This is a genomic window from Paraburkholderia sp. NPDC080076 (assembly GCF_050281145.1).
Classification (GTDB): domain Bacteria; phylum Pseudomonadota; class Gammaproteobacteria; order Burkholderiales; family Burkholderiaceae; genus Paraburkholderia.
On record NZ_JBNNWQ010000003.1, the window covers coordinates 949652 to 961848 of the forward strand.

Consider the following 12197-nt stretch of genomic DNA (forward strand, 5'->3'; position numbering starts at 1 on the left):
GAGTGCGCCACCAGCAGCATTGTGTACGAAGCCAACAAAGCCCAAAGCGCACTTTTGGGAACCCAATATTGTAGCACGCGCAAATGAAGCTTTCTGGTATTCCCTGATAGACCCGCTGTCGTCCACGCAGCGGACCGTCAGAAACGAAACCTAAACACGCGGGCGAAACCCTACGCAAAATCACGCGGATTATGACTTGAGGGGGGAAAGTTCCTTGCCTAAGCTGTAATAACACTTGCCGCGTCAATCAACCGCCCTCTATAATCCTGCCTAGTCAACCATTGCATTCGCACGAGAATCATGACGGAGCCGTCCTCTACCCCTACGCCGGACCTCAGCGAATATCAGCTAGGCGAAAGCGTCGGCTATCTGATCTCGCGAGTGAAATCGACCCTGTCGAACCTGGTCACCCAGCGCAGCATGGCCGAACTTGGCATTACCAGCCAGCAAGGCAGCATCCTGTTCATGGTGGCCAGCGGCAAGTGCCTGCTGGCGGCCGAACTGGCCCGTGAATACGGCATCGACGCGAGCGCCGTCACGCGTCTGATCGACCGGCTGGAAAAGCGCGGCCTGCTGACACGGGTGCGCAGCAACGAGGATCGCCGGGTCGTGCGCCTCGCGCTGACGCCGGAAGGCCATGCCATCGCCGCCAAAATGCCGGCTATTTTCACCGGCGTGCTGGACAGTCTGCTGGGCGGCTTCACCCCGGAAGAAGTGGGTTTTCTGAAGAGCATGCTGCGTCGCGTGCTCATCAATTCCGGCGAACAAACGGGACTAACCCGTGATGCAGCAAGCAATCTTGACAGCAAATCGTAAGAAATTGCTTGCAGTGTCCATCATTACATTCCACTCAAAGAGTCGAGCGATGAAATCCCTTTCCCTGTCCGCGCCCGCACTTTCGAGCCGGGCCGCTGTCGCCGCCGCGGTGACAGCGCTCGCCCTCACGGGGTGCGCGAACTACTTCGGTATGAAAAGCGACAAGCAGATGTCGTCGCCCGCTCAGTACGAGTCCGCCCAGAGCCTCGCCGGCCAGGGCGGCCAGTGGCCCTCGCTCGACTGGGCCAATCAGTTCGGCGACCCGCAACTGCCCAAGCTGATCGCCGAAGCGCTGGAAGGCAGCCCGTCGATCGCGCAGGCGCAGGCGCGTCTCGCCAAGGCCTCGTCGTATATCGAGAGTTCGCGCTCGGCGCTGTACCCGAAGGTCAACGGCAGCTATTCGTGGACCCGCGAAATATTCTCGGAAAACTCGATCTACCCGCCGCCCTTCGGCGGCACCTGGTACAACGAGAACAACGTGCTTGCGAGCGCGTCCTGGGATCTGGACCTATGGGGTAAGAATCGTCAGCGTCTGGGCCAGGCCGTATCGCAGGAAAAGGCCGCTGAGGCCGACATGCAACAGGCACGCGTGACGCTCGCGGCGTCGGTGGCCAGCACGTATAACCAGCTCGCCCAGCTGTACGCGTTCCGCGACATCGCCGCGCGCGAAATCGCCAATCGCCAGGATATCGGCCGCATTACCAACGGCCGCGTGACGGCCGGCCTCGACACCAATGTCGAGCGGCAAACCGCGAACGGCAACATCGCGACCAGCCAGTCCAATTTGACCGACCTCGACGGCCAGATCACCGTCGTGCGCTACCAGCTGGGCGCGCTGCTCGGCAAGGGTCCGGATCGCGGCCTGCAAATCGCCCAGCCCGCGCTGAACAAGGGCGACATCGTGGCGCTGCCGAACAACCTGCCGGCGGACCTCGTCGCGCGCCGCGCGGATATCGTCGCCGCGCGCTGGCAAGTCGAAGCCGCGATGCACGATGTGAAGGAAGCGAAGGCCGAATTCTTCCCGGACGTGAATCTCGCGGCCGGCTTCGGTTTCGACGCGTTCGGCTGGGGCCGCTTCCTCACCGCGGGCAGCCGCCAGATCCAGTTCGGCCCGGCCATCCACCTGCCGATCTTCGACGCCGGCGCGCTGCGCTCGCAACTGAAGGGCCGCTACGCCGACTTCGATCTTGACGTGGCGAACTACAACCAGACGCTGATCAGCGCTCTCTCGGACGTCGCGACGCAAGTGTCGTCGATCCGTTCGATCGACCAGCAGCAAGGCGACGCACAACGCGCGCTCGACGCATCGACCAAGGCGTATCAGCTGGCTGTGATCCGCTACAAGGCCGGCTTGTCGCCGCAGTTGCAGGTGCTGACCGCCGACCAGAACCGCCTCGCCGCCGAACAGACGGTGACCAGCCTGAAGATGCGCCGCCGCGACATGCAGATCGGCCTCATCAAGGCGCTCGGCGGCGGTTTCGACGCGACGCAAACTGGCCTCGTGGTGCCGACCGATGCTCCGGCATCGGCCACCGCCGCGACCGCCGCTGCGAACTGAGCGCTCAAGCCACAGGCAGATCGAACACACGCACGAACATCCGAATAAACGACGACGTCTGAAAGAACCCGGAGCACATCAATGAGCACCACCCAACAGCCCGCGGCTACTACACAGCCGACTCAGTCGGCCCCGCAGCCGACGCAACCGGCACAACCACCGGCGAACAACAGCAAACGCAAGCGCATGATGACGCTGCTCGTCATCGTGATCCTGATCGCCGCGATCGCTTACGGCCTTTACTACTTCCTCGTCGCACGCTTCCATGAAGACACCGACGACGCGTATGTGAACGGCAACGTCGTGCAGATCACGCCGCAAGTCACCGGCACGGTCGTCGCCGTGAACGCGGACGACACGCAAACGGTGAAGGCCGGCGACCCGCTCGTCGTGCTCGATCCGGCCGACGCCCGCGTCGCGCTCGAACAGGCCGAAGCGAATCTCGCGCAGACGGTGCGCCAGGTGCGCGGCCTGTTCGCCGACGACAACCAGTACCAGGCGCAAGTGGCGCAGCGCCAGTCCGATCTGTCGCGCGCCCAGGACGACCTGAAGCGCCGTATGACGGTCGCGCAAACCGGCGCCGTGTCGCAGGAAGAAATCTCGCACGCCCGCGACGCCGTGAAGAGCGCGCAAGCCGCCGTCGACGCCGCCCAGCAGCAACTGGCGTCGAACCGCGCGTTGACCGCCAACACCACGATCGCGAATCACCCGAACGTGCAGGCCGCAGCCGCGAAGGTCCGCGACGCGTACCTGAACAACGCGCGTAACAACCTGCCGGCGCCGGTCACCGGCTACGTCGCGAAGCGCTCGGTGCAGGTCGGCCAGCGCGTCTCGCCGGGCACCCCGTTGATGGCGATCGTGCCGCTCGGCGGCGTGTGGGTCGACGCGAACTTCAAGGAAGTGCAGCTCAAGCACATGCGCATCGGCCAGCCGGTCGAACTGACGGCCGACGTGTACGGCTCGTCGGTGGTGTACCACGGCAAGGTGGTGGGTTTCTCGGCGGGCACGGGTTCGGCGTTCTCGCTGCTGCCCGCGCAGAATGCGACCGGCAACTGGATCAAGGTGGTGCAGCGTCTGCCGGTGCGGATCGCGCTCGATCCGAAGGAACTCGAACAGCATCCGCTGCGTATCGGCCTGTCCATGCAAGCCGACGTCAGCATCAAGGACGACAACGGCGGCCAGCTCGGCCAGGCGCCGAACACGGTCTATCAGACCAATGTGTTCGAGAAGTACGGCGACCAGGCTGACGCGGAAATCGCTCGCATCATTTCGGAAAACGCAGGTCCGAACGGCGGCTCGCAAAAGTCGGCCCAGGCCGGCGGCGCGAAGCCGGTCGCAGCGAAGCTGATGTAAGCCTCGCGACGATTCAGACAAGGCTTCTTTAATGGCTCAGGCTCAGGCGCAAGTCCCTCATCCGCCGCTCGAGGGCGCGCAACTGGTGATCGGCACCATCGCGGTGTCGCTCGCCGTTTTCATGAACGTGCTCGACACGTCGATCGCCAACGTGTCGATTCCGTCGATTTCGGGCGACCTCGGCGTGTCGTCCGACCAGGGCACGTGGGTGATCACCTCGTTCGCGGTCGCCAACGCGATCTCCGTGCCGCTCACCGGCTGGCTGACCGAGCGCATCGGCCAGGTACGCCTTTTCATGGCGTCGATCATTCTGTTCGTGATCTCGTCGTGGATGTGCGGCCTCGCGCCGACGCTGCCGTTCCTGCTCGCTTCGCGCGTGTTGCAAGGCGCGGTGGCCGGCCCGATGATTCCGCTGTCGCAAACGCTGCTGCTCGCGAGCTATCCCCGCGCCAAGGCGCCCATGGCGCTATCCATGTGGGCGATGACCACGCTGATCGCGCCGGTGGCCGGCCCGATTCTCGGCGGCTGGATCTCGGACAACATCTCGTGGCCGTGGATTTTCTACGTCAACATTCCGGTCGGCGCGATTGCCGCCGTGGCGACGTGGATGATCTTCCGCAATCGCGATTCCGTCATCAGAAAAGCACCGATCGACGGCGTCGGTCTCGGTTTGCTGATCGTCTGGGTCGGCTCGCTGCAAGTCATGCTCGACAAGGGCAAGGATCTCGACTGGTTTTCGTCGACGACCGTCGTCGTGCTGGCGCTCGTCGCGGTGATTGCGCTCGCGTTCTTTATCGTGTGGGAATTGACGGCCGAGCATCCGGTGGTCGATTTGTCGCTGTTCAGCCGGCGTAATTTCACGGGCGGTACGGTCGCGCTGTCGATCGGTTACGGACTCTACTTCGGTAATCTGGTGTTGCTGCCGCTGTGGCTGCAAACCGATATCGGCTACACCGCGACCGAAGCCGGCCTCGTGATGGCGCCGGTCGGCCTGTTCGCCGTGCTGCTGTCGCCGATCACCGGCAAGGTTTTACCGCGTACCGATCCGCGCTATATCGCGACCCTGTCGTTTCTCGTGTTCGCACTGTGCTTCTGGATGCGCTCGCGTTATACGACCGGCGTCGATACCTACTCGCTGCTGGTGCCCACCTTGATTCAAGGGATCGGCATGGCCGGGTTCTTCATCCCGCTGGTGTCGATCACCTTGTCGGGGCTGCCGGGCAACCGGATTCCAGCGGCGTCGGGCCTGTCGAATTTCGTGCGGATCATGTGCGGCGGCATCGGCACGTCGATCTTCCAGACCGCGTGGGATCACCGCACGATCATGCACCACGCGCAACTGGCCGAACAGGCTAACGCGTACAACCCGGTATTCGACCAGTCGATCCGGCAGATGGGCGCGGCGGGCTTCAGTCAACCGCAGGCGTATGGCCTGTTCAACACGATGGCGACGCAGCAGGCCGCGCAACTCGGTGTGAATGATCTGTTCTTCGTGTCCGCCGGCATTTTTATCGCGCTGATCGCGCTGATCTGGATCACCAAGCCGGAACGCGCAGGCGGTGATGCGGGTGCGGCGGCGGCTGCGGCGCACTGAGTTTTCGGCGCTGCTCCGATCCGGCAGACGATATGAAAAAAGGCGGGACCGCTTGGTAGCGGTCCCGCCTTTTCTTTGCAGCGCCTTTGTCGCGCTCCGCCGTCTGTGCGGCTTTCAGCTCGCCGTCGTGACAACCAGCCGTTCCGGCGCCAGCACGCCCTCACCTTGCTTCGCGACGCCAAGCAGACGCCCCTCCGGTGCGTACACCCGGACGCGCGGCGCATTCACGGCTTCGTCCGTGATCGTCAACTCGGACAGCTTCAATCGCTGACCATGAAGAAAGCGGCGCGTCGCGTCTTCGTTCAACTGCACGAGCGGGAACGTCGACAGCAATGCGTCCACCGGCTGCAGCCACGCATCGCGTTCGCCTTCAGTCGCGTCGGACAACGCGTCGAGCGTCACCGAATTGTCGAGCGTCAGCGCGCCGACGCCGGTGCGCCGCAGCGCCACCAGATGCGCGCCGCAACCCAACGCTTCGCCGATATCCTCGGCCAGCGTGCGCACATACGTGCCCTTGCTGCACGTCACGCGAAACGTCACGTCCGGCAACGCGCAGGCGAGCATCTCGAGCTTGAGGATCGTCACCTGACGCCCTTCCCGCTCCACCGTCTGACCGGCGCGCGCGTATTCGTACAGCGGCTTGCCGTCACGTTTGAGCGCCGAATACATCGGCGGAACCTGCGTGATCTCGCCGAGGAATGCCGGCAGAACCGCCTGGACCGCCGCCTCGTCGCACGTCACCTCGCGCGTGTCGATCGCTTCGCCTTCGGCGTCGCCGGTGGTCGTGCGAATGCCGAGGCGCATGGTGGCCTCGTATGTCTTGTCAGCTTCGAGCAGGTCTTGCGAAAACTTGGTGGCTTCGCCGAAACAGAGTGGCAGCAAGCCGGTTGCCAGTGGATCGAGCGTGCCGGTGTGGCCCGCCTTTTTCGCCAGATAGAGACGCTTCGCGCGAATCAGCGCGTCGTTGCTCGACAGGCCGAGCGGCTTGTCGAGCAGCAGCACGCCGTCGAGCGCGCGACGCGGCACGCGGGGGCGTTGAGGTGCGGTCATGTCAGAAAGACGAAAGTCTTCGATGGATACGGAAAACAGCACTGAGCGCGTGGCAACTCAGGCATGGCAGCGAGCGCGCGGCGAACAGCGGGCTCAGTCTTCTTTCGCGCGATTGGCGTTGGCTTCGTCGATCAGACGCGACATCTCGACGGCGCGCTCGATCGTCTTGTCGTAATGGAAATGCAGCGTAGGCACGGTGTGAATGTGCAGGCGCTTGAAAAGCTGATTGTGCAGATGGCCGGCCGCGTGCGTGAGCGCTTCGAGCGTCTGTTGCGGATCGCCGGTGAGTGTCGTGAAATAGACCTTGGCGTGTGCATAGTCCGGCGTCAGCTCGACGCTTTGAATCGTGACGATGCCAATGCGCGGATCCTTGACCTCGCGCAGCAGCTCGGACAAATCGCGCTGGATCTGATCGGCGATCTGCACATTGCGATTGGGAGAAGAACGTTTTTTAGGCATGGTGTTATGTGATCCGTTCTAACGGATGCAGAAAAGTGGTTCGCGCCGCCGCGCTGCGGGCTTTTTTGTCGAGGCGGCATTCAGGCGGCCCAGAACAGGAGAAACTCGACCGCGGACGCGGTGCGCGACGGACACGGACAAACGCGTGGCCCCAAAAACAACGGGCGGAGCGGGCGTTAAAGCCCGCTCCGCCCCTTGAGCCGTGCCGCGTGAATTACAGCGAACGCGCGACTTCGGTGACCTCGAAGACTTCGAACTGATCGCCTTCGACGATGTCGTTGAAGTTCTTGATCGACATACCGCACTCGAAGCCCTGACGGACTTCCTTGACGTCGTCCTTGAAGCGCTTGAGCGAATCGAGCTCGCCCGTGAAGATGACGACGTTGTTGCGCAGCACGCGCACCGACGACGAGCGCTTGACGAAACCGTCCGTGACCATACAGCCGGCCACCGCGCCGATCTTCGGTACCTTGAAGACCTGACGCACTTCGACCGTACCCGTCACGACTTCGCGCTTCTCCGGTGCCAGCATGCCCGACATCGCAGCCTTCACGTCATCCACTGCGTCATAGATGATGTTGTAGTAGCGAATATCGACGCCGTTGGTTTCCGCCAGCTTGCGCGCCTGGGCATCCGCACGGGTGTTGAAGCCGATGATGACCGCCTTCGAAGCCGTAGCCAGGTTGACGTCCGACTCGCTGATGCCACCCACGGCGCCGTGCACGATCTGCACGCGGACTTCGTCGGTCGACAGCTTGAGCAGCGACTGCACCAACGCTTCCTGCGAACCTTGCACGTCGGCCTTGACGATGAGCGGCATGTACGCCACTTCGCCTTCGCCCATCTGTTCCAGCATGTTCTCGAGCTTCGCGGCCTGTTGCTTGGCCAGCTTGACGTCGCGGAACTTGCCTTGACGGAACAATGCGACTTCACGCGCCTTGCGGTCGTCCGGCATGACGATGACTTCTTCGCCCGCTTGCGGCACTTCCGAGAGACCTTGAATCTCAACCGGGATCGACGGGCCTGCCGACTTGGTCGGCTTACCGGTTTCGTCGAGCATGGCTCGCACGCGACCGTAAGCGCTACCTGCCAGCACCACGTCGCCGCGGTTCAGCGTACCCGACTGGACCAGGATCGTTGCGACCGGACCCTTACCCTTATCGAGCTTCGCTTCAATGACGAGACCCTTGGCCGGCGCTTCGACCGGTGCCTTCAGTTCCAGCACTTCGGCTTGCAGCAACACGTTTTCCAGCAAGTCGTCGATGCCCGCGCCGGTTTTAGCCGACACCGACACGAACGGCGAATCGCCACCGTATTCTTCCGGCACGACGCCTTCCGCGACGAGTTCCTGCTTCACGCGCTCCGGATTGGCATCCGGCTTGTCGATCTTGTTGATCGCAACGACGAGCGGCACGCCGCCGGCCTTCGCGTGGGCGATCGCTTCCTTCGTTTGCGGCATCACGCCGTCGTCGGCTGCGACTACCAGAATCACGATGTCGGTTGCCTTCGCACCGCGGGCACGCATGGCCGTAAAGGCTTCGTGACCCGGCGTGTCGAGGAACGTGATGACGCCACGCGGCGTTTCGACGTGGTAAGCGCCGATGTGCTGCGTAATCCCGCCCGCTTCGCCCGCTGCGACCTTGGCGCGGCGGATGTAGTCGAGCAGCGACGTCTTGCCGTGGTCGACGTGACCCATGACCGTGACGACCGGCGGACGCGGCAGTGCTTCCGCATCGGACACTTCGCCTTCGACCAGCATCGCTTCCGGATCGTCCAGCTTGGCCGCCACCGCGTGGTGGCCCAGTTCCTCGACGATGATCATCGCCGTTTCCTGGTCCAGCATCTGGTTGATCGTGACCATCTGGCCGAGCTTCATCATCGACTTGATGACTTCCGACGCCTTCACCGCCATCTTGTGTGCCAGATCGGCGACCGTGATGGTTTCCGGCACGTGCACTTCGCGCACGATCGGTTCGGTCGGCGCCTGGAACGTGGTGTTCTGATCCTGATGCTTGCCGCGACCCTTCGGGCCACCGCGCCAGCCGCGATCGACACCGCCGCTCGTGTCACCGCGCGTCTTGATGCCGCGGCGCTTCGCTGCGTCGTCTTGCCAGCCGCCCTTGCCGCCGCCCGGCTTCTTCTTGTCGCCGGCGGAAGGCGTGGTCGTGGCAGCCGGAGCCGCAGCAGCCGGCTTCTTGGCTGCCGGACGCGCCGGTGCTTCACCCGCCGGACGCGCCGGCTTGTGCAGCGTGCCCTTGGCTTCCACGGCCTTGGCCGGCTCAGCGGGCTTCGGTGCCGGTTCCGGCGCCTTGACCTGTGCTTTGCGCGGCGTGTTCATCATTTCGCGAATCGCGCGCGCTTCGGCTTCAGCCGCCGCACGGCGCTTGGCGATTTCTTCCTGCTCGGCACGCGCTTTCTCGGCAGCCTGACGCGCTGCGTCTTCTGCCTTCTTCGCGGCTTCGCGTTGCGCGGCGCGTTCTGCGGCGGCGCGCTCGTCGTCCTGCTCGCTTTGCTTGGCGACCGCCGGCTCCGCTGCCTTGGCAGCCACCGGCTCAGCCTTCGCGACCGCCGGCTGCGCGGCTTGCGCCGGCTTGGCGGTCTGCGCCTGCTCGCGAGCTGCCGCCTCGGCCGCAGCCGCTGCGCGCTTCTTCGCCGCTTCTTCTTCCGCGCGGCGACGCTCGGCTTCAGCAGCCTGCTCGCGCGCCTGACGTTCAGCTTCTTCGCGCTCGAGTTGTTCCTGACGCGCCTTCAACTCCTGAGCCTGCTTTTCGAGCAGCTCGGCTTCGTGACGAGCTTCCTCTTCACGACGCTGGAGTTCGAGATCGTCGACGTCGGCCTCGGCCACATGATTCGATGCATCCCCGTTTTCAGCGGAGGTTTCGTCGCGGCGGACGAAAGTGCGCTTCTTACGCACCTCGACCTGAATGGTGCGAGCTTTGCCCGTCGCATCGGATTGCTTGATTTCCGACGTATGCCGTTTCGTCAGCGTGATCTTGCGCTTGTCAGCATCAGTCGAGCCGTGAGACTTGCGCAAGTGGTCGAGCAGACGCGCCTTGTCCGTTTCGGACAAGCTATCGTCTTCGCTCGCTTTTGTGACGCCCGCCGCCTGCAGCTGCTCAAGCAGCACGCCTGCAGGCATTTTCAGTTCCGCGGCAAATTGGGCTACGTTGTTACTCGCCATTCATTCCTCTTAATGCAAGGACCGATTCCTTGCGGTTAGCATCGGGTCATGCGGCCTGACGGCCGCTTCAATTTAGTGCGCCATGGTCATTTCTCACTGGAACCAGTGTTCACGTGCTTTCATGATCAACGCCTTAGCGGCATCCTCTTCCATTCCGGTCATCTCGACCAGTTCATCCACAGCCAGCTCGGCGAGTTCGTCGCGCGTCTGGATCTGATGTTCGGCCAGCTTGGCGAGCAGGTCGGCGTCCATGCCGTCCAGGCTCTTCAGGTCGAGCGCTACGTTTTCGACCTTTTCTTCATTCGCGATCGCCAGCGTCAACAGCGCGTCGCGCGAGCGATTACGCAGTTCGTGAACGGTGTCTTCGTCGAATGCCTCGATCTCGAGCATTTCGTTGAGCGGCACATAAGCGATCTCTTCGAGGCTCGTAAAGCCTTCGTCGATCAGGATGTCGGCGACTTCTTCGTCGACATCGAGACGCGCCATGAACAGGTCACGCAGTACACCGCGTTCCTGATTCTGCTTTTGCGCAGATTCGTCCGGCGTCATGATGTTGATCTGCCAGCCGGTGAGTTCGCTGGCGAGACGCACGTTCTGGCCGCTGCGGCCGATCGCGACCGCCAGTTCGTTTTCGTCGACGACGACGTCCATCGAATGTTTTTCTTCATCGACGACGATCGACTGGACGGCTGCCGGCGCGAGCGCGCCGATCACAAACTGTGCGGGATCTTCCGACCATAGCACGATGTCGACGTTTTCGCCACCGAGCTCGTTACGCACCGCCTGCACGCGCGAACCGCGAATGCCGACACACGTGCCGATCGGATCGATGCGCTTGTCGTACGCGACCACGCCGATCTTGGCGCGCACGCCTGGATCGCGCGCGGCCGCCTTGATTTCCAGCAGGCCTTGCTCGATTTCCGGCACTTCCATCTCGAACAGCTTCATCAGGAATTCGGGCGCCGTACGCGACAGTTCGATCTGCGGACCGCGCGCGGTGCGATCGACCTTCGCGATGTAGGCGCGCACGCGGTCGCCCACGCGCAGGTTTTCCTTCGGAATCAGCTGGTCGCGGCGCAGCAGCGCTTCGACACGGCCGGTTTCGACGATGAAGTTGCCCTTGTCGAGACGCTTCACCGAGCCGGTCATGATGTGCTCGCCGCGCTCGAGGAAGTCGTTCAGGATCTGCTCGCGTTCAGCGTCGCGCACCTTCTGCAGGATCACCTGCTTGGCGGCCTGCGCGCCGATACGGCCGAATTCGATCGACGGCACCGGTTCCTCGATGAACTCGTCGAGTTGGATCTCGGGCTTCTGCTCGCGTGCTTCGAACAGCAGGATTTCCTGATCCGGTTCCTGCAAACCGGCTTCGTCCGGCACCACTTTCCAGCGGCGAAACGTTTCGTGCTCGCCGCTTTCACGGTCGATATGGACGCGGATATCCGCATCTTCTTCGAAGAGTTTCTTGGAGGCCGAAGCGAGAGCCGCTTCGAGCGCGGCAAATACCACGTCTTTGTCGACATTCTTCTCGCGTGCCAGCGCATCCACCAGCATCAACACTTCGCGACTCATTGTTTGCGGCTCCTAAAGTCAACTTTCGGAACGAGGCGTGCTTTGTCCATGTCCGCGAGCGTGAAATCGAGCATCGCGGCGCCTTCCTTCCCTTCAAATTCCAGACCGATCGTCTCGCCTTGCGGAGCATGCAGGATGCCCCGGTACGATTTCCGTCCGTCCAATGGCTTTTTCAATGTGATTACCACTTCGCTGCCTGCGAAGCGTTCGAAATCCGCCAATTTTTTCAGCGGGCGGTCGAGCCCCGGCGACGATACTTCAAGCCGCTCGTAATCGATGTTTTCGACCGTCAAAACGTGCTGGAGCTGACGCGTGACTTTCTCGCAGTCTTCGATCGCGATGCCGGCCGGCTGGTCGATATAGATACACAACATGCCGCGCCCGGTGCGCTCGAGATCGACGAGCTCGTAGCCGAGTCCCACGACCGTGGTTTCAATCAGTTCCGTCAGTTGCACAGTGCCCTCTTAGATGTTCGCGCAGCGAGCCTGCCGCTTGTTTTGCAAACAACCAATGCGGGCCGCGCGCCAAGCCGGCGCACGTTCGTGCTACCCGAGATGCCGAACCACTGAGAACTGATCGGCAAAAAAAAATGGGCTAAACGCCCATCATCTTATTGC

The 12197-nt window shown here is 62.8% G+C and carries 8 protein-coding genes and 1 pseudogene; 4 read left to right on the forward strand and 5 right to left on the reverse strand.

All coding sequences use genetic code 11. The features are described from left to right. Positions 1-300 precede the first annotated feature (300 nt). The 4 genes and pseudogenes from ACQKRQ_RS16575 to ACQKRQ_RS16590 form a co-directional block, all read left to right on the forward strand. Complete coding sequence (locus ACQKRQ_RS16575) at positions 301-816, forward strand: MarR family winged helix-turn-helix transcriptional regulator (protein ID WP_427478192.1); 516 nt, start codon at positions 301-303, stop codon at positions 814-816. A 49-nt stretch (positions 817-865) separates the two neighbouring features. Next, positions 866-2374, forward strand: coding sequence for an efflux transporter outer membrane subunit (locus ACQKRQ_RS16580; protein ID WP_132374948.1), 1509 nt, complete (start codon positions 866-868; stop codon positions 2372-2374). A gap of 81 nt (positions 2375-2455) precedes the next feature. Then, positions 2456-3727, forward strand: coding sequence for an EmrA/EmrK family multidrug efflux transporter periplasmic adaptor subunit (locus ACQKRQ_RS16585; protein ID WP_427478194.1), 1272 nt, complete (start codon positions 2456-2458; stop codon positions 3725-3727). A 1-nt stretch (position 3728) separates the two neighbouring features. Next, positions 3729-5321, forward strand: a pseudogene (locus ACQKRQ_RS16590) (DHA2 family efflux MFS transporter permease subunit); the annotation flags it as partial. Positions 5322-5435: 114 nt separating this feature from the next. On the opposite strand, the gene truB reads toward ACQKRQ_RS16590, so the two are convergent. The 5 genes from truB to rimP form a co-directional block, all read right to left on the reverse strand. Continuing rightward, a complete protein-coding gene (truB, locus tag ACQKRQ_RS16595) occupies positions 5436-6371 on the reverse strand; it encodes a tRNA pseudouridine(55) synthase TruB (RefSeq protein WP_427478196.1) in 936 nt (311 codons plus the stop codon). Positions 6372-6464: 93 nt separating this feature from the next. Beyond that, a complete protein-coding gene (rbfA, locus tag ACQKRQ_RS16600; RefSeq protein WP_042324072.1) occupies positions 6465-6830 on the reverse strand; it encodes a 30S ribosome-binding factor RbfA in 366 nt (121 codons plus the stop codon). Positions 6831-7044: 214 nt separating this feature from the next. Further along, positions 7045-10011 (reverse strand): translation initiation factor IF-2, encoded by a 2967-nt coding sequence (gene infB, locus ACQKRQ_RS16605; RefSeq protein WP_132374952.1) that lies wholly within the window; start codon positions 10009-10011, stop codon positions 7045-7047. 93 nt (positions 10012-10104) lie between these two features. Beyond that, positions 10105-11580 (reverse strand): transcription termination factor NusA, encoded by a 1476-nt coding sequence (gene nusA, locus ACQKRQ_RS16610; RefSeq protein WP_091794906.1) that lies wholly within the window; start codon positions 11578-11580, stop codon positions 10105-10107. Beyond that, the gene (gene rimP, locus ACQKRQ_RS16615; RefSeq protein ID WP_007182297.1) at positions 11577-12035 is read right to left on the reverse strand and encodes a ribosome maturation factor RimP; all 459 of its coding nucleotides are present in this window, start codon (positions 12033-12035) and stop codon (positions 11577-11579) included. The genes nusA and rimP overlap by 4 nt, the downstream gene beginning before the upstream one ends. Positions 12036-12197: the final 162 nt, after the last annotated feature.